Origin of the sequence: Streptomyces sp. MP131-18, from assembly GCF_001984575.1 — a bacterium.
Taxonomy (GTDB): domain Bacteria; phylum Actinomycetota; class Actinomycetes; order Streptomycetales; family Streptomycetaceae; genus Streptomyces; species Streptomyces johnsoniae.
On record NZ_LZNS01000001.1, the window covers coordinates 3139501 to 3162433 of the forward strand.

A 22933-nucleotide genomic window follows, 5' to 3' on the forward strand; every position below is an offset into this window, starting at 1 on the left:
TCAAGCGGAGACTCAGCCCTGGTAGGGGCCGTAGTCGTAGTCCTCCAGCGGGACGGCCTGGCCGGAGCCGCTGCCGAAGGGGGAGTAGTCGATGTCGTCGTAGCCGACAGCCGAGTACATCGCCGCCTTCGCCTCCTCGGTGGGCTCCACCCGGATGTTCCGGTAGCGGGACAGGCCCGTGCCGGCCGGGATCAGCTTGCCGATGATCACGTTCTCCTTGAGGCCGATCAGGGAGTCCGACTTGGCGTTGATCGCCGCGTCGGTCAGCACCCGGGTCGTCTCCTGGAAGGAGGCCGCCGACAGCCACGACTCGGTGGCCAGCGACGCCTTGGTGATGCCCATGAGCTGCGGACGGCCGGAGGCCGGGTGGCCGCCCTCCGCCACGACGCGCCGGTTCTCGGACTCGAACTTCGAGCGCTCGACCAGCTCGCCCGGCAGCAGCTCCGCGTCGCCGGACTCGATGATCGTCACCCGGCGCAGCATCTGCCGGACGATGATCTCGATGTGCTTGTCGTGGATGGCCACACCCTGTGAGTTGTAGACCTTCTGGACCTCGCCCACCAGGTAGACCTGCACGGCCCGCTGCCCGAGGATGCGCAGCACGTCGTGCGGGTTGGCCGCGCCGACCGTCAGCGGCTGGCCGACGGTGACGTGGTCGCCCTCGCCCACCAGGAGCCTGGCGCGCTTGGAGACCGCGTAGGAGGTCTCGTCCGAGCCGTCGTCCGGAGTGACGATGACCTTCTTGGTCTTCTCGGTCTCCTCGATCCGCGCCCGGCCGGCCGACTCGGAGATCGGCGCGACGCCCTTCGGGGTGCGGGCCTCGAACAGCTCGACCACACGCGGCAGACCCTGCGTGATGTCCTCACCCGCGACACCGCCGGTGTGGAACGTCCGCATGGTCAGCTGGGTGCCGGGCTCACCGATCGACTGGGCGGCGATGATGCCGACCGCCTCGCCGATGTCCACCAGCTTGCCGGTCGCCAGCGAACGCCCGTAGCACATGGCGCAGGTGCCGACGGCGGACTCGCAGGTGAGGACCGAACGGGTCTTGACCGTCCCCACGCCGTGCCGGACCAGCTCGTCGATGAGCACGTCGCCCAGGTCGGTACCGGCCGGGGCCAGCACCTTGCCCTCGGCGACGATGTCCTCGGCGAGGCAGCGGGCGTACACGCTGGACTCGACGTTCTCCGCCTTGCGCAGCACGCCGTCCGCGCCCTTGGCGGCGATCTCCAGCTTGAGGCCGCGGTCGGTGCCGCAGTCCTCCTCACGGATGATCACGTCCTGCGAGACGTCCACCAGACGCCGGGTGAGGTACCCGGAGTCGGCGGTCCGCAGGGCGGTGTCGGCCAGACCCTTGCGGGCGCCGTGCGTGGAGATGAAGTACTCCAGCACGGACAGACCCTCGCGGAACGACGCCTTGATCGGCCGCGGGATCGTCTCGTTCTTCGCGTTGGACACCAGGCCGCGCATACCCGCGATCTGACGCATCTGCATCATGTTTCCACGGGCACCCGAGTCGACCATCATGAAGATCGGGTTGGTCTTCGGGAAGTTGTCGCTCATGGTCTCGGCGACCTCGGTGGTCGCCTTCGTCCAGATCGCGATGAGCTCCTGGGTCCGCTCGTCCTTGGTGATCAGACCGCGCTCGTACTGCTTCTGGACCTTCTCGTCCTGCGCCTCGTAGTTGGCGAGGATGTCCTTCTTCGCGTCGGGGACGACGATGTCGGACACGGCGACGGTGACGCCGGACCTGGTGGCCCAGTAGTAACCGGCGGCCTTGAGGTTGTCCAGGGCGGCGGCGACGACGACCTTGGGGTAGCGCTCCGCCAGGTCGTTGACGATGCCGGAGAGCTGCTTCTTGCCCACGGACTGGTCGACGAACGGGTAGTCCTCGGGCAGCAGCTCGTTGAACAGCGCCCGGCCGAGCGTCGTGCGCAGGCGGAAGCTGTCGCCCGGCTGCCACTCGGGCTCGCCCTCGACCGGCTCCGGCGGAGTCCAGCCGCGGGGCGGCACCGAGCCGACGGGGAAGCGGATGTCGATCTTCGCCTGGAGCGACAGCTCACCGGCGTCGAACGCCATGATGCCCTCGGCGCTCGACGCGAACGACCGGCCCTCGCCCCTGACCTCGCGCTCCTCCTCGTCGGTGGTGAGGAAGAACAGGCCGAGCACCATGTCCTGGGTGGGCATGGTGACCGGGCGGCCGTCCGCCGGCTTCAGGATGTTGTTCGAGGACAGCATCAGGATGCGGGCCTCGGCCTGGGCCTCCGCGGAAAGCGGCAGGTGAACGGCCATCTGGTCGCCGTCGAAGTCCGCGTTGAACGCGGTGCACACCAGCGGGTGGATCTGGATGGCCTTGCCCTCGACGAGCTGCGGCTCGAACGCCTGGATGCCGAGCCGGTGCAGCGTGGGCGCGCGGTTCAGCAGGACCGGGTGCTCGGCGATGACCTCTTCGAGGACGTCGTACACCACGGTGCGCTGGCGCTCGACCATGCGCTTGGCCGACTTGATGTTCTGCGCGTGATTCAGGTCGACCAGGCGCTTCATCACGAACGGCTTGAACAGCTCGAGCGCCATCGCCTTCGGCAGACCGCACTGGTGGAGCTTCAGCTGCGGGCCGACGACGATCACGGAACGGGCCGAGTAGTCGACGCGCTTGCCCAGCAGGTTCTGCCGGAAGCGGCCCTGCTTGCCCTTGAGCATGTCGGACAGCGACTTCAGCGGCCGGTTGCCGGGCCCGGTCACCGGGCGGCCCCGGCGGCCGTTGTCGAACAGCGCGTCCACGGCCTCCTGGAGCATGCGCTTCTCGTTGTTCACGATGATCTCGGGCGCGCCGAGGTCGAGAAGCCGCTTCAGGCGGTTGTTGCGGTTGATGACGCGGCGGTACAGGTCGTTCAGGTCGGAGGTCGCGAAGCGGCCACCGTCCAGCTGCACCATCGGGCGCAGGTCCGGCGGGATCACCGGGACGCAGTCGAGCACCATGCCCTTGGGGCTGTTGGACGTCTGGAGGAACGCGGAGACGACCTTCAGCCGCTTCAGGGCGCGGGTCTTCTTCTGGCCCTTGCCGGTGCGGATGATCTCCCGCAGCCGCTCGGCCTCTTCGTTCAGGTCGAAGGTCTCCAGGCGCTTCTGCAGCGCCGCGGCCCCCATCGACCCGTCGAAGTACGTGCCGAAGCGGTCGCGCAGCTCGCGGTAGAGCAGCTCGTCGCCCTCCAGGTCCTGGACCTTGAGGTTCTTGAAGCGGTTCCACACCTCGTCCAGGCGGTCCAGCTCGCGCTGGGCCCGGTCGCGGAGCTGCTTCATCTCCCGCTCGGCGCCCTCGCGCACCTTGCGGCGCGCGTCGGCCTTGGCGCCCTCGGCCTCCAGCTCGGCCAGGTCGGACTCCTGCTTCTTGGCCCTGGCCTCCAGGTCCGCGTCGCGGCGCTGCTCGATCTGCTGGCGCTCGACGGAGATGTGCGCCTCCAGCGAGGGCAGGTCGCGCGTGCGGCGCTCCTCGTCCACGAACGTGATCATGTACGCGGCGAAGTAAATGACCTTTTCCAGGTCCTTCGGGGCCAGGTCGAGCAGGTAGCCCAGGCGTGAGGGCACGCCCTTGAAGTACCAGATGTGGGTCACGGGCGCGGCCAGCTCGATGTGGCCCATCCGCTCGCGGCGCACCTTGGCGCGGGTCACCTCGACACCGCAGCGCTCACAGATGATGCCCTTGAAGCGGACGCGCTTGTACTTGCCGCAGTAGCACTCCCAGTCCCGGGTCGGACCGAAGATCTTCTCGCAGAAGAGTCCGTCCTTCTCGGGCTTGAGGGTGCGGTAGTTGATGGTCTCCGGCTTCTTGACCTCGCCGTGTGACCACTGACGGATGTCGTCAGCGGTGGCCAGGCCGATCCGCAGTTCGTCGAAGAAGTTGACGTCGAGCACTCTCGTCAATCCCTCTCAGGGTCGTGAGTCAATGGTCTGTCGGGGTCCGGGTGGGGAGGCCCGGCGGGACGCGCGTCCCGCCGGGCCCGGCCCGTCAGACCTCTTCGACGCTGCTCGGCTCGCGCCGGGACAGGTCGATGCCGAGCTCCTCCGCGGCGCGGAAGACGTCCTCGTCGGTGTCACGCATCTCGATGGACATGCCGTCGGACGACAGCACCTCCACGTTGAGGCAGAGCGATTGCATCTCCTTGATGAGCACCTTGAAGGACTCCGGAATACCGGGCTCCGGGATGTTTTCGCCCTTGACGATCGCCTCGTAGACCTTCACCCGGCCGGTGACGTCGTCGGACTTGATCGTCAGCAGCTCCTGGAGGGCGTAGGCGGCGCCGTACGCCTCCAGCGCCCACACCTCCATCTCGCCGAAACGCTGACCGCCGAACTGCGCCTTACCACCGAGCGGCTGCTGAGTGATCATCGAGTACGGGCCGGTCGAACGGGCGTGCAGCTTGTCGTCGACCAGGTGGTGGAGCTTGAGGATGTACATGTACCCGATGGAGATCGGGTCGGGGAACGGCTCACCGGACCGGCCGTCGAACAGCCGGGCCTTGCCGGAGGACTGCACGAGCCGGTCGCCGTCGCGGTTGGGGATGGTGGACTCGAAGAGGCCGGCCATCTCGTCCTCGCGGGCGCCGTCGAAGACGGGGGTGGCGACATTGGTGCCGGGGGCGACCTCGTCGGCGCCGATGGACGCCAGCCGCTCCTTCCACTCCGCGTCGACGCCCTCGACGTGCCAGCCCTGGGAGGCCAGCCAGCCGAGGTGGATCTCCAGCACCTGCCCCGGGTTCATCCGGGAGGGGACGCCCAGGGGGTTGAGGATGATGTCGACCGGGGTGCCGTCCTCCATGAACGGCATGTCCTCGACCGGCAGGATCTTCGAGATCACGCCCTTGTTGCCGTGCCGGCCTGCGAGCTTGTCGCCGTCGGTGATCTTGCGCTTCTGGGCCACGTACACGCGGACCAGCTGGTTGACGCCGGGGGGCAGCTCGTCGCCCTCCTCGCGGTCGAAGACGCGCACGCCGATGACCTTGCCGGTCTCGCCGTGCGGCACCTTCAGCGAGGTGTCGCGGACCTCGCGCGCCTTCTCGCCGAAGATCGCGCGCAGCAGCCGCTCCTCCGGTGTCAGCTCGGTCTCACCCTTCGGGGTGACCTTGCCGACCAGGATGTCCCCGGCCTCGACCTCGGCGCCGATGCGGATGATGCCGCGGTCGTCGAGGTCGGCGAGGACCTCCTCCGACACGTTGGGGATGTCCCGAGTGATCTCCTCGGGCCCCAGCTTGGTGTCGCGGGCGTCGACCTCGTGCTCCTCGATGTGGATCGAGGAGAGGACGTCGTCCTGCACCAGGCGCTGGGAGAGGATGATCGCGTCCTCGTAGTTGTAGCCCTCCCAGGGCATGAACGCGACCAGCAGGTTTTTCCCGAGGGCCATCTCACCGCGCTGGGTGGAGGGGCCGTCGGCGATGACCTGCCCCGCGACCACGCGGTCGCCCTCCTCGACCATGACCTTCTGGTTGTAGGAGGTGCCCTGGTTGGAGCGGTGGAACTTGGCCAGCCGGTGGGTGACGTGCGTGCCGTCGTCGTTGGCGATGGAGATGTAGTCGGCGGAGACGTCGGTGATGGCGCCGTCCTGCTCGGCCTTGATCACGTCGCCCGCGTCGACCGCGGAACGGTACTCCATACCGGTGCCGACCAGCGGCGACTCGGCCTGGATCAGGGGCACGGCCTGCCGCATCATGTTGGAACCCATGAGGGCGCGGTTGGCGTCGTCGTGCTCCAGGAACGGGATCATGGCGGTCGCGACCGACACCATCTGGCGCGGCGAGACGTCCATGTAGTGGACCTCGGTGCCGGTCACGTAGTCGATCTCACCGCCGCGGCGGCGGACCAGCACCCGGGTCTCGGCGAAGTGGTAGTCATCGGTCAGGCGCGCGTTGGCCTGCGCGATGACGTACCGGTCCTCCTCGTCGGCGGTCAGGTAGTGCACCTCGTCCGTCACGACGCCGTCGGTGACCTTGCGGTACGGGGTCTCCACGAAGCCGAACGCGTTGACCCGGCCGAACGCCGCGAGCGAGCCGATGAGGCCGATGTTCGGCCCTTCCGGGGTCTCGATCGGACACATCCGGCCGTAGTGCGAGGGGTGCACGTCCCGGACTTCGAGGCCGGCCCGCTCACGGCTCAGACCGCCAGGGCCGAGCGCGGAGAGCCGGCGCTTGTGGGTCAGACCGGACAGCGGGTTGGTCTGGTCCATGAACTGCGACAGCTGGCTGGTGCCGAAGAACTCCTTGATGGAGGCGACGACCGGCCGGATGTTGATGAGCGTCTGCGGCGTGATCGCCTCGACGTCCTGCGTGGTCATGCGCTCGCGGACGACGCGTTCCATGCGGGCGAGGCCGGTGCGCACCTGATTCTGGATCAGCTCGCCGACGTTGCGCAGGCGGCGGTTGCCGAAGTGGTCGATGTCGTCGGTCTCGACGACGATCGTCCGCCCGCCCTCGACGGCGCTCTCGGTCTCGCCGGCGTGCAGCCTGACCAGGTACTTGATCGTGGCGACGATGTCCTCGACGGTCAGCACGCCCGCGTCGAGCGGCTCGTCCCCGCCGAGCTTCTTGTTGATCTTGTAGCGGCCGACCTTGGCCAGGTCGTAGCGCTTGGAGTTGAAGTACAGGTTCTCCAGCAGGGTCTGCGCGGCCTCACGGGTCGGCGGCTCGCCCGGGCGGAGCTTGCGGTAGATGTCGAGCAGCGCGTCGTCCTGCCCCTGGGTGTGGTCCTTCTCCAGGGTGGCGCGCATGGACTCGTAGTCGCCGAACTCCTCCAGGATCTGCTCGGAGGACCAGCCCAGCGCCTTCAGCAGCACGGTGACCGACTGCTTGCGCTTGCGGTCGATGCGCACACCGACCATGTCGCGCTTGTCGATCTCCATTTCCAGCCAGGCGCCCCGGGACGGGATGATCTTGGCGGAGAACAGGTCCTTGTCGGAGGTCTTGTCGATGCTGCTGTCGAAGTAGACGCCCGGCGAGCGGACCAGCTGCGAGACCACGACACGCTCGGTGCCGTTGATCACGAAGGTGCCCTTGTTGGTCATCAGGGGGAAGTCGCCCATGAAGACCGTCTGGGACTTGATCTCACCGGTCTCGTTGTTGGTGAACTCCGCGGTGACGAAGAGCGGGGCGGCGTACGTGAAGTCGCGCTCCTTGCACTCGTCGATCGAGTTCTTGGGGGGCTCGAAGCGGTGATCGCGGAAGGTCAGCGACATGGAGCCGGAGAAGTCCTCGATCGGGGAGATCTCCTCGAAGATCTCCTCCAGACCCGACTTCCTCGGGACGTCCTGTCCACTCTCCAACGCGGCCTCGACGCGGGCTTTCCAGGCGTCATTACCGAGGAGCCAGTCGAAGCTCTCGGTCTGCAGCGCAAGGAGATTCGGAACCTCCAGCGGCTCCTTGATCTTCGCAAAAGAGACACGCAGCGGTGCAGTGCTGGTGCCGTTATTCGTACTGACGGTCGAGGCGTTGCGCGAGGCGGCCAAGAGGGGGTCCTTCCGAGGGCTCGGACTCTCTGCGCGCGTACCGGCCCTCCTGGTGACGGGCAGGGAGCAGCCAGGCAGCGCAAAGGGTCAGTGTAGCCACAAGACCCACTGATGTCCAATGTGCGGACCACCCCCGCGTACCCGCGGGGACAGCGCTTCGTCACGCAACGAGGAGCCACCCTCGGTGTTCTTCACGTACTGCCCATCCAACGCCCTCCGGACCTGCTCCCGACCGCCTCGAATGCCGGGTGCGGACCCGTCTGCCGCATCACTTCCCGCCCCGCCGTGGGTTCATGCCTCGAATCGTGGATCGATCTGGCGGCGCGAGAAGGAGAATCGCGCGCCCGGTGCGGTTCGTCAAGGCCCCTGCTCCCTCGCCGCCCGCCCGGAGCGGGCCGGTGGGCAACCGATGATCACCATACCCCGCCCCGTGACGGAGGCAAGGAGACAGCCGCCACAACGCCCGGGGGCGACCACCCGACTGGGTGATCGCCCCTGGTAGGAGTCATACGCGACCGCTTGGGGTCACTTGACCTCGACGCCGGCGCCGGCCGCCTCGAGGGACTCGCGCGCCTTGTCGGCGGCCTCCTTGTTGACCTTCTCGAGAACCGCCTTCGGCGTGTTGTCGACCAGCTCCTTGGCCTCCTTCAGGCCGAGGGAGGTCAGCTCACGCACGACCTTGATCACCTGGATCTTCTTCTCGCCGGCACCGGTCAGGACGACGTCGAACTCGTCCTTCTCCGGCTCGGCCTCGGCGGCGGCGGCACCCGCGCCACCCGCGGCGGCGGCGATGGCGACCGGGGCGGCGGCCTCGACGTCGAACTTCTCCTCGAACTTCTTCAGGAAGTCCGACAGCTCGATGAGGGTCATTTCAGCGAACTGCTCGAGCAGCTCGTCCTGGCTCAGCTTCGCCATGATGGCGTCCTTCCACTTCAGTCGGCTGGTGCCGGTTGGGTATGTCGGGCGGGCGATTGCCTACTCGGCCGGAGCCGGCTCGCCGGCACCGCCCTGCTCCACCTTGCTGCGCAGCGCGTCCGCGGTGCGGGCGAACTTCACCAGCGGCGCCTGGAAGGTCGCCGCGGCCTTCGCCATGGACGCCTTCATGCCGCCGGCCAGCTTGGCGAGCAGTACCTCGCGGGACTCGAGGTCCGCAAGCTTGTTGATCTCGTCGGCGCTGAGCGCCTTGCCGTCAAGGACACCGCCCTTGATGACGAGCGCGGGGTTGTCCTTCGCGAAGTCGCGCAGACCCTTCGCCGCCTCGACCGGGTCACCGGTCACGAAGGCGACGGCCGTCGAGCCCTTGAAGAACTCGTCGAGCCCGGTAACCCCGGCCTCGTTGGCCGCGATCTTGGTCAGCGTGTTCTTCGCCACGCGGTACTGGGCGCTCCCACCGAGCGAGCGGCGCAGCTCCTTCAGCTGCGCCACGGTGAGACCGGTGTACGCGGTGACGACTGCCGCGTGGGAGTTCTCGAACTTCTCCTTGATCTCCGCGACAGCCTCGCCCTTGTCGTGACTCGCCATAACCTCGGCCCTCCTTCCGGGTCAATCGGGACCGCACGGAAGGGGCCGGACATAACGAAACGCCCCGGCGCAGGCGCTCAGGGCGGACGAATACGTCACTCACTGATCACCTGCGCGGGCCGTCCGCATCAGCGGAACCTTCGGCCTCCCCGGGCTCCTCACAGAGCCCGAGGCGACAACCAGCGGTCTTTGGCTACCGGGCGAGATTACGCGAGCGACGCCGGGTCAGGCAAATCAGCCCAGGTCCATACCCGCCTGCAATTCGTCGAGCAGCTCCATGAAGTCGACGGTGGCGTCCGCGGGCGGCGTCTCGACGGTCACGTCGGTGCCGAAGTCGCTGTACTGCACCTCGTACTCCACCGGCCCGGCCCCGGTGTCGTAGGACTGATGGATCTGCACCGGCAGGTCGTCCTCGCCGACCCAGACGTCCAGGTGGTAGCTGTCGATGCCCTGCTCCCCCATGGCGTCGACCAGCTGCCTGCGCTCCTCCTCGGTGAGGAAGTCGGCGCCGCCGTTACTCTCCAGGGCGTCCTCGGTGGAGATCCTCCCCCGGTAGTGGCTCACCTCGGCCCCGTCCAAGGTCTCCTCGCCGACCAGCTCGATCTCCGGCGATTCCAGGAGCAGCGCGAGCTGCTGGGCAGGGTCCTGGTTGGCCGAGTCGAGGCCGAACGACATGGTGTCGGCGATCGCCTCGTCCCCGGTCTCCTCGGCCAGGGCCATCAGGTCCATCGCCATCCAGGACCGGCCGTCGAACTCGGCCGCGAACTCCTCGCCCAGCTCTATGTACATCACGTCGTCGGCCCACACCACGGGCATCTCCTCGGGGGCGCCCGGCTCCGCCGCCAGCGCCGATCCGCTGACCGTGAGGTCCATGGCCAGCTCGGACTCCCAGGTCATGGCGCCCGTCATCGCGACGTCCCCGCCCATGGCCTCCGGGGAGCGCATCTCCGCCGTGAACTCGGCCGAGGTCACCTCGCGGGTGGTCTCGGCCGCCGCGGCGACCGCGTCGAACGCGGCTTCCCCGGAATCATCGCCGCGGCCGTCCGCCGGTTCCCCGGAACCGGAGCTGCCGCATGCGGCCGTGCCGGCGAGCAGCGCGGCAGCCGCCACACCCAGCGCAACCTTGCCTGTGGAAGGCATGTTCCCTCCATGTTCTCCGTGAGGTACCGACGTTTTCTTCCTACCAGCGTCACGCTAACTCAGGCCCCGGGCAACAAAAATGCCCGTCCCCGCTCTGTGACGAAACGGGGACGGGCCTGAACCACAGGTCAGACGGCTGCTTCCTCCGCCAGGAGGTCGCGGGTGCGGTTGGTGTCCACCGGCACGCCAGGACCCATCGTGGTGGTGATGACCGCCTTCTTGAGGTAACGCCCCTTGGCCGCGGACGGCTTGAGCCGGAGGATCTCCTCGAGCGCGGCGGCGTAGTTCTCCACGAGCTGCCCCTCGGCGAACGACACCTTGCCGATCACGAAGTGCAGGTTCGCGTGCTTGTCCACGCGGAACTCGATCTTGCCGCCCTTGATGTCGGTGACGGCCTTGGCGACATCCGGGGTGACGGTGCCGGTCTTGGGGTTCGGCATGAGACCGCGCGGGCCGAGGACCCGGCCCAGGCGGCCGACCTTGCCCATGAGGTCGGGCGTGGCCACGACGGCGTCGAAGTCGAGACGGCCGCCGGCCACCTCCTCGATCAGCTCGTCGGAGCCGACGATGTCGGCCCCCGCGGCCTCCGCGGCCTCCGCACGCTCACCGGTGGCGAAGACCAGGACCCGGGCGGTCTTGCCGGTGCCGTGCGGCAGGTTGACGGTGCCGCGGACCATCTGGTCCGCCTTGCGCGGGTCGACGCCCAGGCGCATGGCGACCTCGACGGTCGCGTCGAACTTGGCGGTTGAGGTGTCCTTGGCGAGCCGGACGGCCTCGAGCGGCGCGTAGACGCGAGTCCTGTCGAACTTGGCGTCCGCGCCGCGGAGGTTCTTGCTGCGCTTCACTGCTGCTCCTGCAAGCTGTCTGTTGTTGACGGGGAGTCGTGGTACGGGCCAGCGCGTGGCCCTGCCACGGGGACGGGACGGCGGGGGCTCAGCCCTCGACGGTCACGCCCATGGAACGCGCGGTGCCGGCGATGATCTTCTCGGCGGCGTCCAGGTCGTTGGCGTTGAGGTCGGGCATCTTGGTGGTGGCGATCTCCCGGACCTGGTCACGCGTGATCTTCGCGACCTTGGTCTTGTGGGGCTCGCCCGAGCCCTTCTCCACGCCCGCGGCCTTGAGGATCATCTTCGCGGCCGGCGGGGTCTTGGTAATGAAGGTGAAGGAACGGTCCTCGTAGACCGTGATCTCCACCGGGATGACCCAGCCCCGCTGCGACTCGGTCGCGGCGTTGTAGGCCTTGCAGAACTCCATGATGTTGACACCGTGCTGACCCAGCGCCGGACCCACGGGCGGCGCCGGGTTGGCCGCACCGGCCTGGATCTGGAGCTTGATCAGCCCTGTGACTTTCTTCCTCGGCGGCATGCGCTCGCCCTCCGGGTCTTGAGGTTTGTCGGGTGCCCTCGCGGACCGGACTTCCCCACGGCCGCACGGAGGCATACCGCACCACGGTAGCCGCTGGCGGCACCCGGCCCAAATCGGCGCCGGGCCCGGACGGCATCCGGTGGCCCCGGTTCCGGAAGCGACGGCGGCTCCACACCTGTCGACGGGACGTCCGCACGAGGCGACGACACCTTCACAAAAATGTGGCCCGGGCACCTCCAATTTCCCACAGCGTAAAGATGCGGACGCCCGCCAATCTCCTTTTGGGCACCCGCAAGTACATGCCTTGACAGCAGCCGACGCCTTTTGCCTATGCTCCGTCCGTGAGCGACAGCGGGAATGTTTCCGTGCTGCTAAATGCCACATTTCCTGTCCGGCCGCATGGCCATATGACGGACACCGCGGTCCGCACCCTGCCCACGAAAAATTCAGAGCAAGCTGAAAACAGGCACGTGAAGTTCACCGACATACACGACCTCGACGTCCGCCCCGGGTGGCTCACCGTGTGGCGGCCGACCCCGAGAACGCCGGGTGCGACCGCGCCCTGGAGCCCCGACACCCGACCGCCGTCCTACGTCCAGGAGGCCCACCTCGCCGGCGCGCTCGCCTCCCGCTCAGGCGCGGGCGGCTCCCCGGCCTGGCTCGCCGCCGTCTTCGAACTCCCGGGCAGACTCGATCCGGTGGCCCTGGAAGCGGCCCTGCTCGGCTGGATCGACCGGCACGAGTCGCTGCGCAGCCGCCTCACCCCCCTCCTGCCGGACGGGCCCGAGGAGCCCGACGGGCCGGAGGAGCCGAGCGAGGCGCCCGGGGCCGGAAAAGCCGCGAAAGCGGAGAAGGAGCCAGAAAAAGCGAAGGAGTGCGCTCCTCCCGTCAGACGGGCCACGCTCCGCGCAGGCGCGGTGTCCTTCGCACGGAACGTCGTCGGCCATTTCCTCGACGGCAATGAGCTGACCCACCGAATAGAGCGACTGTTCGATACGGAAACCGATCCGCTCGCCTGGCCCTCCTACGTCTTCGCCACGGTCGGGCACGCCGATTCCACCACGCTGTATCTCGGCTTCGACCACTCGAATGTGGACGGCTATTCCATACTGTTGGTCGCGCACGAAATACACGAGCTGTACGCCGCCGCGCGCGGCGGGGTCCCGGCACGGCTCGACGAGGCCGGCAGCTATCTGGACTTCGCCGCCCTCGAACGCCGGGCCGCCGCCTCGGTCGACATCCAGCACGCCACCGTGGCCAGGTGGCGCGAGTACCTCACCGAGTGCGGCGGGCAACTCCCCGCCTTCCCCTCGCCCGTGGGCCCGGCCGACGAGGCCGAGGCCCGCCGCGTCGACGCGGGCGGCGCGCAGCGGGGCGGGTGCGGCCGGCTGCTCGACGCAGCCGGGACCCGCGCCTTCGACGCCGCCTGCCGCGCGGGCGGGGGCCACGTCCCCGCGGGGGTGCTCGCCGTTCTCGCCCTCGCGGGCCGCACGGCCGCGGGCCTTGCGGACTTCCGGGTGCTCACCCCGTTCCACACCCGCAACCGGCCGCAGTGGACGCAGTCCGTCGGCTGGTACGTCGGCCTGGCGCCGATCGGCTTCCCCCTGGCGGAGTCCGACGCCTTCCCCGAGGCACTGACCCGGGCGGCAGGCGCCCTGCGGCACGCGCGGCCCGCGGCGGAGGTCCCGTTCGCCCGCGTGACCGAGCTGCTCGGCGTCTCGGTACAGCCGCGCTTCGTCGTCTCCTACGTCGACATGCGGCAGGTGCCGGGCGCCCGCCAGTGGCCCGAGTGGAAGGCCGCGGCGGTGCGCAGCCGCCGCAACCACGCGCACGAGGTCTACCTGTGGATCAACCGCACGTTCGACGGCCTGTACGTGAGCTTCCGCTACCCCGACACCGCGCGCGGCCGGAGCGCCGTTCCCGCCTACATCGACTGCGCCGCCCGACAGATGCACGAGGTTGCCGCCACCGGCAGCCGGGAAGAGGTCCTGACCCCATGCTGATGACGCCGATCACCGAGTACTCCCCCGCGCCGGGCGAGCTCACGGAGTTCCTGATACCCGAGGGGGCACTGCGCGCCGCTGCCGCCGCCCCCGAACATCCCGCGCCGCCGTCCTACGTGCAGGAGAACCACCTGTGGCGCCAGCTGGCGAACCGCGCCGCGGGCCGGGAGCAGTCGCCCTGGCTCGGCGTGGTCTTCGACCTCCCCGGCCGGCTGGACACCCGGGCCATGGCGGCGGCCCTGGCCACGTGGGTGCGGCGCCATCCGACGCTGCTGACCTGGTTCTCCGCCGACCCGGCCACCCGGACGATCCGGCGGCACGCCGTCCCCCCCGAGGTGCTGGCCGTCGAACCGGTGTCGCGGGGCCACCACACCTCGTCCGCGCTGCGGGAATGGATGCAGGAACGATTCGACAGCGCGACGGACCCGCTGGCCTGGCCGCCGTTCGTGGCCGGGGCCGTGCTGGGCGAAGGGCCCGAGGCCCGGTCCACCGTCCACCTGGCCATCGACCACTGCCACACCGACGGCTACTCCGTGCTGCTGGTCTTCCAGGAGCTGCGTGCCCTGTACGAGGCGGAGCTGAGCGGCACCCCCGCCAAGCTGCCGGAAACCGGCAGCTACGTCGACTACTGCACGCTTGACCGCGAACGCGCCGCCCTGCTCGACACGGACGCCCCCGAAGTCGCCCGCTGGCGCTCCTTCTTCCTCGCCGGGCCGCCCCGCACGTTCCCGCTGGAGCTGGGCATCGAGCCGGGCCGCACCTACCCGAGCGTGCCGGTCGAGATGGACCTGTTCGACGCGACCGAGGCCGAGGCGTTCGCGCAGGCGTGCAAGGAGCACGGGGCCGGTTTCATCGGGGGCCTGCACGCGGCGATCGGGCTCGCCGGCCACGAGCTGGGCGGGCGCGCCTCCTACCGCGGGCTGACGGTCGTCCACACCAGGAACGAGCGGCGCTGGCTGCGCTCCCAGGGCTGGTTCATCAACCTGGCACCCGTCGAGTTCCCCGTCGCGGAGGACGGCGAGTCCGCCGCCAGCTTCTCGCAGGTCGTGGGCCATGCCCAGGCGGCCTTCGGCGAGGCGCAGGGCCTCGCCGGGGTCTCGCCGGTGCGCGTCGTCGAGCTCACCCCCGGCCTGACCGTGCAGGCCGACGACTCCGCCGTGCTGCCCATGGTGTCCTACATGGACTTCCGGCACATCCCCGGCTCGAAGGACTGGGCGGAGGCGGACTGCAACGCCCTGGTCGGCCCCAACAGAAGCGCCGACGTGTCGCTGTGGATCAACCGCCTCTGGGACCGGGTGTACCTCAAGACCCACTACCCGGACACCCCGATCGCCCGCACCACGGTGCCCCGCTTCCTCACACACCTGCGGGCCACGCTGCGCGAGATCGCCCGCACCGGCGACTACCGGTCCGGCGGGCCGCCGGCCGGAACGGCCTGAGCCTGCGCGTCACCACGATCCCCCGCTGCCTCCCCCGACGGCCCGGCCGGGCCGTCGGGCGTCAGCCGTCCGCCACGACCCCGGCCGGGGCGGGAGCGTGACGCGGGGCCTCCGCCGGGCCCGCCCCCCGGCGACCGGAACGGCCACCCGGGCCCGTGGGCGCCTTCGCGGACGCGATGAGCCGGGCCCTGGCCTGACGAGCGGCCCGCTCACCCGGCGGTGCCGCTCCGGGGACGGTCCTCGTCGAGCACGAACATGATGTGCTCGTGCTCGCCGTACGCAACCGTCCCGGTGCGCCGGAAGCCGTGCTTCTCCAGCAGCCGCACCGAGCCGGTGTTCCCCGCGGAGGGATCGGCGTACAGCGGGCGGGCCTGCTCCCGCTCCAGGAAGAGCGTCAGGGCCCGCGTGCCTATGCCACGGCCCCAGTACGGCCGCCCGAGCCAGTAGCCGATGAACCGCCGGCCCTCGTCCCACCACGCCACCAGATTGCCCGCCAACTCACCGTCGACGGTGACGGCCTGCACGAAGACGGTGGGGTCCCCCAAAACCCTCGCCTTCCAGTGGGCCATGAAGGCCCCCCGCTCCCTGGGCGGAAAATTGGCCCGCCGCGCGGCCTCCTGGTCCTGCTCCTGCGCGAAGAAGACCTCCAGATCGGCCGGCTCCACGTCCCTCAAACACACGTCGTCACTCACGCTTACGGAGTCTGCCACCCCCCACTGACAACCGCGGCTCCGCCAGCCCACAGCACGCCGAAGGGGCCCACGCCCGGCAGGAAACCTGCTGGTCGGGGGCCCCTTCGGCGTGCTTCCGCGCCTAGTTCTTCTGGATCTGGTCGAAGCTCAGCTCGACCGGTGTCTCGCGGCCGAAGATCTCCACCAGGCCCTTGACCTTCTTGGAGTCCGGGTTGATCTCATTGATCGTGGCCTGGAGCGTGGCGAACGGGCCGTCGGTGACCGTGACCGAGTCGCCCACCTCGAAGTCCAGGACCTGGACCTCGACCTTGCGCCCGCCCGAGGGGGCGCCGCCCTCGGCCGCGGCCTGGTCGGCCGCCTTCTGCTCGGCCTCGGGGGCCAGCATCTTCACGATCTCGTCCAGCGTCAGCGGGTACGGGTCGTAGGCATTGCCCACGAAGCCGGTGACGCCCGGGGTGTTGCGCACGACGCCCCAGGACTCGTTCGTCAGGTCCATGCGCACGAGCACGTAACTGGGCAGCTTGTTCTGCTTGATGGTGCGCCGGTCGCCGTTCTTGATCTGGACGACCTCTTCCTGCGGCACCTCGACCTGGAAGATGTAGTCCTCGACGTTGAGCGAGACGGAGCGCTGCTCCAGGTTGGTCTTCACACGGTTCTCGTAGCCCGCGTAGGTGTGCACGACATACCACTCGCCCGGCAGGACCCGAAGCTCCTCGCGGAGCTGGGCGACGGGGTCGACCGGCTCCGGCTGCTCCGGCTGCTCCTGCTGCTCCGGCTCCTCCGTAACGGACTCCGCAGCGGCCTCGGCCTCGGCCTCTTCGGCCTCGGGACGGTCGACGGCGGTGGCCGTCCCGTCGGTGTCGCGCGCGGTGTCCTCGCCCTCGGCGTCGGGCGCGGCGTCGTACGGATTCGGGTCAGACACGGTAGCTGCTTCTTCCTGGCTTTCGGACGAGGGTGGTGAGATCAGCCGAAGACATACTCGACGACGCGGCTGAAACCCCAGTCAAGCATGCTCAGGATGCAGATGACGACGACCACAAAAACGATCACCGCCGTGGTGTAGGTCGTGAGCTGGCGGCGCGAAGGCCACACGACCTTGCGCAGCTCCGCGATCACCTGCCGGTAGAAGAGGGCGAGGCGGCCCAGGGGCCCCCTCTTGGCGCGCCGGCCACGGCGGCCGGTGCCCTCGCCCCGGGGCTCTCGGGGCTCTGGCGTCTCCACGGAGTCCGTGATCCCAGCCACTCGTCCTCACCTGATCCCGGTCATGGTCATAAGCCGCCCGGCCACCCGGACGGCTGTCATTTTGTGTAGCAGGGCCGGAGGGACTTGAACCCCCAACCGCTGGTTTTGGAGACCAGTGCTCTACCAATTGAGCTACGACCCTTTGCCGCGTGGTGCCCGACAACGTACCGCATCAAGCACCATCGGTGAGGAGTGTACGTGCTGAAACGCCAGTCGTCGAACGGTTGGTGGCCAGGAAGGGGCCGCGGGGGGTGGGACGAGTGGGGCGGGAGGGGACAAGCGGCGCGGCGGCCCGGCGGCAACCCGCGTGCCGCGTCCGGGTGCCGTCTGCGACGATGCCCCTATGACTGCCGCATCATCCTCCCCCGTCGGCCGCCGGGTCTCGGCCCGGATCGGCGCCATTTCCGAGTCCGCGACGTTGGCGGTCGACGCCAAGGCCAAGGCGCTGAAGGCCGCCGGACGACCGGTGATCGGCTTCGGCGCGGGCGAGCCCGACTTCCCCACTCCCGAGTACATCGTCGAGGCGGCCGTCGCGGCCTGCCGCACCCCGCGCTTCCACCGCTACACCCCGCCCGGCGGCCTGCCGGAGCTGAAGGAGGCGCTGGCGGCCAAGACGCTGCGCGACTCCGGGTACGCGGCGGACCCGGCGCAGATCCTGGTGACCAACGGCGGGAAGCAGGCGATCTACGAGGCGTTCGCCGCGCTCCTCGACCCGGGCGACGAGGTCATCGTGCCCGCTCCGTACTGGACCACTTACCCGGAGTCGATCCGGCTGGCCGGCGGCGTTCCCGTCGAGGTGGTCACGGACGAGACGACCGGCTACCGCGCCTCCGTGGCCCAGTTGGAGGCCGCCAGGACCGAGCGCACGAAGGTGCTCCTCTTCGTCTCGCCGTCCAACCCGACGGGCGCGGTGTACTCGCGGGAGCAGACGGAGGAGATCGGCCGGTGGGCCGCGGAGCACGGTCTGTGGGTGCTGACCGACGAGATCTACGAGCACCTGGTCTACGGCGGGGCGAGCGCGACGTCGCTGCCGGTGGCGGTGCCGGAGCTGGCCGACCGGTGCGTGGTCGTGAACGGCGTCGCGAAGACGTACGCGATGACCGGCTGGCGGGTGGGCTGGCTGATCGGCCCCAAGGACGTGATCAAGGCGGCGACCAACCTCCAGTCGCACGCCACTTCCAACGTGAGCAACGTGGCGCAGGCCGCGGCGCTCGCCGCGGTTTCGGGGGACCTGACGGCCGTGGAGCGGATGCGCGAGGCGTTCGACCGGCGGCGTCGCACGATCGTGCGCATGCTGAACGACATCGAGGGCGTCGAGTGCCCGGAGCCGGAGGGCGCGTTCTACGCCTACCCGTCGGTGAAGGGTCTGCTGGGCAAGGAGATCCGCGGCCGGCGGCCGGCCAACAGCCTGGAGCTGGCCGGGGTGCTGCTGGAGGAGGCCGAGGTCGCGGTCGTGCCGGGCGAGGCGTTCGGCACGCCGGGCTACCTGCGGCTGTCCTACGCGCTGGGGGACGACGACCTGGTGGAGGGCGTCTCGCGGCTACAGAAGCTGCTGGGCGAGGCGGCGGACTGACCGGGGCGCGGGGGCCGGCCCGGCGGCCGGCCCCCGCGCCGGTTGTTCGGGCGGGCGCACGTCCGGGGTACACGACTACCGGCCGCGCGCCGGTTTGCGGCAAGATCTTGGAATGGATCGTGTTGCCCCTGTCCGTGACGTCCGCGCGCTGCCGAAAGCCCATCTCCACCTGCACTTCACCGGCTCGATGCGGCCGTCGACGCTGCTCGAACTCGCGGACCGGCACGGCGTCCGCCTGCCGGAGGCGCTGAGCAGCGGGCTCCCGCCGCAGCTGCGGGCGACGGACGAGCGCGGATGGTTCCGCTTCCAGCGGCTGTACGACATCGCCCGCTCCTGCCTGCGCACGCCTGAGGACATTCAGCGGCTGGTGCGCGAGGCCGCCGAGGAGGATGTGCGGGACGGCTCGCGCTGGTTGGAGATCCAGGTGGACCCGACCTCCTACGCGCCGCGGCTCGGCGGGCTGACGCCCGCGCTCGAAATCATCCTGGACGCCGTGGAGACGACCTCGCGCGAGACCGGCCTCGGCATGCGGCTGCTGGTCGCGGCGAGCCGGATCAGGCACCCGCTCGATGCCAGGACGCTGGCCCGCCTCGCCGTCCGGCACCGGGACCGCGGCATCGTGGGCTTCGGCCTGTCCAATGACGAACGCCGCGGATTCGCGCGGGACTTCGACCGGGCGTTCGCGATCGCCCGGGAGGGCGGGCTGCTGGCGGTGCCGCACGGCGGGGAGTTGTCGGGTCCTTCGAGCGTGCGGGACTGCCTGGACGATCTGCGGGCGGCCAGGATCGGCCACGGCGTGCGGGCCGCCGAGGACCCGCGGCTGCTGGCGCAGCTGGCCGAGGCGCAGGTGACGTGCGAGGTGTGCCCGGCGTCGAACGTGGCGCTCGGCGTCTACGACTCGTTCGCGGATGTGCCGCTGCGCACGCTGTGGTCGGCCGGGGTGCCGATGGCGCTCGGCGCGGACGACCCGCTGCTGTTCGGCTCGCGGCTGGCGGCGCAGTACGAGATCGCCCGCGAGCACCACGGGTTCACCGACGCGGAGCTGGCCGGGCTCGCGCGCCAGTCGGTGCTGGCCTCGGCGGCGCCGCGGGACGTGCGGGAGAAGATCCTGGCGGACATCGACGCGTGGCTGGCGCTGTGACCGCGGACAGTCCCGCTAGAGAGTGACGTTCACGGTGACCGGCTCGTTGACGAGAGTCACGCCGAACGCCTCGCGCACGCCGTCGCGCACCTCGCGGGCCAGGGCCAGCAGATCGGCGGTGCGGGCGTGGCCGCGGTTGGTGAGGGCCAGGGTGTGCTTGCCGGAGATGCGCGCCGGCCCGCTGCCGTAGCCCTTGGTGAATCCGGCGCGGTCGATGAGCCAGGCGGCGGAGGTCTTGGTGCGGCCCTCGCCCGCGGGGTAGGAGGGCGGCACGATCCCGGGGCCGAGCCGGCGGGCGACGGCGGCCAGGAAGGCGGCGAACTCGGCGTCGTCGAGCACGGGGTTGGTGAAGAACGATCCGGCGGACCAGGTGTCGTGGTCCTCCGGGTCGAGGACCATGCCCTTGCCGGTGCGCAGCTTCAGAACGGCGTCGCGGGCGGCTGCGACGGGGACGCGGCCGCCCGGCTCGGCGCCGAGCAGCCGGGCGACCTCGGCGTATCCGAGGGGGGCGGAGAGGCCGGCGGCGTCCTGGAGGCGGAAGCGGACGCGCAGTACGACGAAGCGGCCGGGGTCGGCCTTGAACCGGCTGTGCCGGTAGGCGAAACCGCACTCCCCGGCCGGGATGGTGCGGACGGTGCGGTCGGCGCGGTCCCAGGCGACGACCTCGGTGAGGACCGAGGAGACCTCCTGGCCGTAGGCGCCGACGTTCTGGATGGGGGTGGCGCCCGCGGAGCCGGGGATACCGGCCAGGCACTCGATGCCGGCGAGCCCGGCGTCGACGGTGCGGGTGACGGCGTCCGACCAGGTCTCGCCCGCGGCCAGTTCGAGCAGGGGGCCGTCCAGGCGGAAGCCGGTGGTGGCGATGCGCAGCGCGGTGCCGGGGAACCCGTCGTCGGCAACGACCAGATTGCTGCCGCCGCCGACGATCAGCAGCGGGGTGCCCGCGTCGTCCGCCTCGCGGACGGCCGCGATCACCTCTTCGTCGGTGGCCGCGGTGACCAGCCGCTCCGCGGGGCCGCCGAGCCGCAGCGTGGTCAACGGGGCGAGCGGGGCCTTCTCGATCACGTGCACCTCGCCAGGATAGGCCGGGGCGCGGCCGGGGCACGAACGTTCCCGGGCGGGCGCGGGTGGCGTCCGCCCGGGAACGTTCCGCGTGGCGTCCGGCTCACCGCCCGGCCGGCACCGCCTCGGGCGCGCGGTCCTGCGGCGCGGCGGGCGGCGCGGCCGGAGCGGCGGGCCTGGCTCGGGTGGGGACGAACAGCACGGCGGCGGTCGCGGCGAGCAGGGCGGCGACGCCCACCCACAGCGCGGGGACGAGCCCGTCGGTGAACGCCTGCGGGGAGGCGTAGCCGCCCCTGGCGGCGAAGACGGAGGCGAGCAGGGCGATACCGAGGGCGCCGCCGACCTCGCGCAGCGCGTTGTTGACGCCGGAGGCGATGCCCTGTTCGGTGGGCGGCACCGCGCCCATGACCATGGCACCGGTCGGCGCGAAGAACATGGCCATGCCGATACCGCACAGGATGAACGCGGGGATCTGGCTGGTGTAGTTGACGCCGGGATCGGCGAGGAGCGCGAGCCAGGCGATGCCCGCGGCCATGAGCGCGAGTCCTGAGGCGACGATGGAACGGCCGCCTATGCGGTCGGTCAGGGCGCCCGCGATCGGCGCGACGAGCATGGGCATGGCGGTCCAGGGCAGCATCCGCAGGCCCGCGTCCAGCGGCGAGTAGCCCTGGATGAGCTGGAAGAACTGGGTGAGCAGGAAGATCGACCCGAACATGCCCGCGTACATCAGCAGGCTCGCCGCGTTGACGGCGGCGAACGTGCGGGAGCGGAAGAAGCGCATGGGCAGCATGGGGTGGTCCGTGTGCATTTCCCACCGGACGAACGCGATGAGCAGCAGGCCGCCGAGGACGAATCCGGCGAGGACCGGGCCCGAGGTCCAGCCGTGCTCGTGGCCGCGGACGATCGACAGGACGACGCCGAAGAGACCGGCGCTGGCGAGCACGGTGCCGACGAGATCGAGGCGGTCGTTGGCCCCGCGGCTCTCGGCGAGGCGGTAGCGGACCAGCGGCAGCAGCGCGAGGCCGATCGGTACGTTCAGCCAGAAGATCCATTGCCAGGAGATGTGTTCGGTGATGGCGCCGCCGACGAGCGGGCCGCTGGCGACGGCGAGGCCGTTGACGGCGCCCCAGATGCCGAACGCGGTGCCGCGCCGTTCCGGCGGGACGGCGGCGGAGATCAGGGTGAGGCTGAGCGGCAGCAGGATGGCGGCGCCCGCGCCCTGGGCGGCCCGGGCGGCGATCAGCGCGCCGGTGCTGCCGGCCACGGCGGCGGCGGCCGAGGCGAGGGTGAACAGCAGCACGCCCCAGGCGAAGACGCGGCGGCGGCCGAAGCGGTCGCCGAGTGCGGCGCCGAGGAGCAGCAGGCAGGCGAACGGCAGGGTGTAGCCGTTGACGATCCATTCCAGGTCGGCGAGGCCGCCGCCGAGATCGTCGCGGATGACGGGCAGTGCGGTGGTGACGACGAGGTTGTCCAGGGCCGCCATGAAGGTGGCGAGGCTGGTGACGAGCAGCGTCCAGACGACGGGCCCGCGCCCGGCCGTGGTGGACGGTGATGCGGTGTCCTGCATGGCCCCTCCCGAGTAGATAGTGATTGATCAATAACTTTTAGGGTCACACGGATGCCCCGAAGAGCACGGAGAACGGACGCGGCGGCGCTCAGCCGCCCTCGGCGGAGACGCCGCCCTTGGCGTGGAGGTCGTCCTTGGCGAAGATGTCGCAGGCCGCCCAGACCCGGTGCCCCGAGGGGAATCCCATGGCCAGCAGGACGTTGATGAGCATGCCGGTACCGATGAACTCCCCGGCGTCATCGTCGTCCGCGCCCAGGAGCAGGCGCACGGAATCCCACAGGTCGACCCAGGCCGCGCGGATGCGCTCGCCGAACTCGGCGTCCCCCTCGGCCTCCGCGTTCTCCACGGCGACGTACATCTGGAGCTGGAAGAGCAGCTTGTCGCGGTCGGCGATCAGCTCCGTGTAGGCGGTGCTCATCGCGTGCCGCGCGGCCGCGGGGTCGAGGCCCTCGGCCACCCGCTCGAAGGTCCGGCGGATCTCGTCGGTGCCACGGCGGGCCGCGGTCAGGAAGATCTCCCGCTTGTCGGGGAACAGCCGGAAGAGATACGGCTGCGACACCCCGACCCGGCGGGCGATAGCGGCCGTCGAGGTGCCCGCGTACCCGCCGCGGGCGAACTCGGTGATGGCCGCACGAATGACGCTCTCGCGCCGCTCGTCGGCGGACATCCGGCTGCTTTCCCTGGCCACGCGTAAAA

The 22933-nt window shown here is 70.2% G+C and carries 17 protein-coding genes and 1 tRNA gene; 4 read left to right on the forward strand and 14 right to left on the reverse strand.

Translation table 11 applies throughout. From position 1 onward, the window contains the following. Nucleotides 1-12: 12 nt before the first annotated feature. The 7 genes from STBA_RS13960 to rplK all read right to left on the reverse strand — a co-directional run bounded on the left by STBA_RS13960 (nucleotide 13) and on the right by rplK (nucleotide 11518). Complete coding sequence (locus STBA_RS13960; RefSeq protein WP_077059565.1) at nucleotides 13-3912, reverse strand: DNA-directed RNA polymerase subunit beta'; 3900 nt, start codon at nucleotides 3910-3912, stop codon at nucleotides 13-15. 94 nt (nucleotides 3913-4006) lie between these two features. Next, nucleotides 4007-7492 (reverse strand): DNA-directed RNA polymerase subunit beta, encoded by a 3486-nt coding sequence (rpoB, locus tag STBA_RS13965; protein WP_077059566.1) that lies wholly within the window; start codon nucleotides 7490-7492, stop codon nucleotides 4007-4009. 525 nt (nucleotides 7493-8017) lie between these two features. Next, the gene (gene rplL, locus STBA_RS13970; RefSeq protein WP_077059567.1) at nucleotides 8018-8407 is read right to left on the reverse strand and encodes a 50S ribosomal protein L7/L12; all 390 of its coding nucleotides are present in this window, start codon (nucleotides 8405-8407) and stop codon (nucleotides 8018-8020) included. 60 nt (nucleotides 8408-8467) lie between these two features. Beyond that, nucleotides 8468-9013 (reverse strand): 50S ribosomal protein L10, encoded by a 546-nt coding sequence (gene rplJ, locus STBA_RS13975; protein WP_077059568.1) that lies wholly within the window; start codon nucleotides 9011-9013, stop codon nucleotides 8468-8470. A 234-nt stretch (nucleotides 9014-9247) separates the two neighbouring features. Continuing rightward, nucleotides 9248-10153 carry a hypothetical protein gene (locus STBA_RS13980; protein ID WP_077059569.1) on the reverse strand — a complete coding sequence of 302 codons (906 nt, stop codon included), beginning with the start codon at nucleotides 10151-10153 and terminating at the stop codon, nucleotides 9248-9250. A gap of 128 nt (nucleotides 10154-10281) precedes the next feature. Next, complete coding sequence (gene rplA / locus STBA_RS13985; protein WP_077059570.1) at nucleotides 10282-10998, reverse strand: 50S ribosomal protein L1; 717 nt, start codon at nucleotides 10996-10998, stop codon at nucleotides 10282-10284. Nucleotides 10999-11086: 88 nt separating this feature from the next. Beyond that, a complete protein-coding gene (gene rplK / locus STBA_RS13990) occupies nucleotides 11087-11518 on the reverse strand; it encodes a 50S ribosomal protein L11 (RefSeq protein WP_077059571.1) in 432 nt (143 codons plus the stop codon). Between the two features lie 470 nt (nucleotides 11519-11988). Between rplK and STBA_RS13995 the strand changes: the two genes are divergently transcribed. Beyond that, nucleotides 11989-13521 carry a condensation domain-containing protein gene (locus STBA_RS13995; RefSeq protein ID WP_077059572.1) on the forward strand — a complete coding sequence of 511 codons (1533 nt, stop codon included), beginning with the start codon at nucleotides 11989-11991 and terminating at the stop codon, nucleotides 13519-13521. Continuing rightward, entirely contained in the window at nucleotides 13515-14960 is a 1446-nt protein-coding gene (locus STBA_RS14000; protein ID WP_077059573.1) for a condensation domain-containing protein, read from the forward strand. The genes STBA_RS13995 and STBA_RS14000 overlap by 7 nt, the downstream gene beginning before the upstream one ends. Before the next feature lie 209 nt (nucleotides 14961-15169). Here STBA_RS14000 and STBA_RS14005 read toward each other — a convergent pair whose 3' ends face one another. From STBA_RS14005 to STBA_RS14020, 4 genes are all read right to left on the reverse strand, one after another. After that, nucleotides 15170-15652, reverse strand: a complete 483-nt coding sequence (locus tag STBA_RS14005) for a GNAT family N-acetyltransferase (protein WP_171987704.1) — start codon at nucleotides 15650-15652, stop codon at nucleotides 15170-15172. A 121-nt stretch (nucleotides 15653-15773) separates the two neighbouring features. Then, entirely contained in the window at nucleotides 15774-16574 is an 801-nt protein-coding gene (gene nusG / locus STBA_RS14010; protein WP_077059574.1) for a transcription termination/antitermination protein NusG, read from the reverse strand. Between the two features lie 41 nt (nucleotides 16575-16615). After that, on the reverse strand, nucleotides 16616-16885 hold the full coding sequence (secE, locus tag STBA_RS14015) for a preprotein translocase subunit SecE (RefSeq protein WP_077063313.1): 270 nt from the start codon (nucleotides 16883-16885) through the stop codon (nucleotides 16616-16618). A 78-nt stretch (nucleotides 16886-16963) separates the two neighbouring features. Beyond that, nucleotides 16964-17036: transfer RNA gene (locus STBA_RS14020), tRNA-Trp, on the reverse strand. 201 nt (nucleotides 17037-17237) lie between these two features. On the opposite strand from STBA_RS14020, the gene STBA_RS14025 reads away from it, so the two are divergent. Both STBA_RS14025 and STBA_RS14030 read left to right on the forward strand, forming a co-directional pair. Further along, the gene (locus tag STBA_RS14025; protein WP_077059575.1) at nucleotides 17238-18467 is read left to right on the forward strand and encodes a pyridoxal phosphate-dependent aminotransferase; all 1230 of its coding nucleotides are present in this window, start codon (nucleotides 17238-17240) and stop codon (nucleotides 18465-18467) included. Between the two features lie 112 nt (nucleotides 18468-18579). Beyond that, nucleotides 18580-19608, forward strand: coding sequence for an adenosine deaminase (locus STBA_RS14030; RefSeq protein ID WP_079251911.1), 1029 nt, complete (start codon nucleotides 18580-18582; stop codon nucleotides 19606-19608). A gap of 15 nt (nucleotides 19609-19623) precedes the next feature. Here STBA_RS14030 and STBA_RS14035 read toward each other — a convergent pair whose 3' ends face one another. From STBA_RS14035 to STBA_RS14045, 3 genes are all read right to left on the reverse strand, one after another. Further along, nucleotides 19624-20679, reverse strand: coding sequence for a UDP-N-acetylmuramate dehydrogenase (locus tag STBA_RS14035; RefSeq protein ID WP_077059577.1), 1056 nt, complete (start codon nucleotides 20677-20679; stop codon nucleotides 19624-19626). A 94-nt stretch (nucleotides 20680-20773) separates the two neighbouring features. After that, on the reverse strand, nucleotides 20774-22237 hold the full coding sequence (locus tag STBA_RS14040; protein WP_077059578.1) for a DHA2 family efflux MFS transporter permease subunit: 1464 nt from the start codon (nucleotides 22235-22237) through the stop codon (nucleotides 20774-20776). Between the two features lie 88 nt (nucleotides 22238-22325). Further along, nucleotides 22326-22904, reverse strand: a complete 579-nt coding sequence (locus STBA_RS14045) for a TetR/AcrR family transcriptional regulator (RefSeq protein ID WP_077059579.1) — start codon at nucleotides 22902-22904, stop codon at nucleotides 22326-22328. Nucleotides 22905-22933: the final 29 nt, after the last annotated feature.

What these genes read in the sequence shown, in the direction of transcription:
- rplL (WP_077059567.1), bottom strand. Translation starts at nt 8,407, where the DNA reads ATGGCGAAGCTGAGCCAGGACGAGCTGCTCGAGCAGTTCGCTGAAATG.
- rplJ (WP_077059568.1), bottom strand. Translation starts at nt 9,013, where the DNA reads ATGGCGAGTCACGACAAGGGCGAGGCTGTCGCGGAGATCAAGGAGAAG.
- STBA_RS13980 (WP_077059569.1), bottom strand. Translation starts at nt 10,153, where the DNA reads ATGCCTTCCACAGGCAAGGTTGCGCTGGGTGTGGCGGCTGCCGCGCTG.
- rplK (WP_077059571.1), bottom strand. Translation starts at nt 11,518, where the DNA reads ATGCCGCCGAGGAAGAAAGTCACAGGGCTGATCAAGCTCCAGATCCAG.
- STBA_RS14000 (WP_077059573.1), top strand. Translation starts at nt 13,515, where the DNA reads ATGCTGATGACGCCGATCACCGAGTACTCCCCCGCGCCGGGCGAGCTC.
- STBA_RS14025 (WP_077059575.1), top strand. Translation starts at nt 17,238, where the DNA reads ATGACTGCCGCATCATCCTCCCCCGTCGGCCGCCGGGTCTCGGCCCGG.
- STBA_RS14030 (WP_079251911.1), top strand. Translation starts at nt 18,580, where the DNA reads ATGGATCGTGTTGCCCCTGTCCGTGACGTCCGCGCGCTGCCGAAAGCC.
- STBA_RS14040 (WP_077059578.1), bottom strand. Translation starts at nt 22,237, where the DNA reads ATGCAGGACACCGCATCACCGTCCACCACGGCCGGGCGCGGGCCCGTC.
- STBA_RS14045 (WP_077059579.1), bottom strand. Translation starts at nt 22,904, where the DNA reads ATGTCCGCCGACGAGCGGCGCGAGAGCGTCATTCGTGCGGCCATCACC.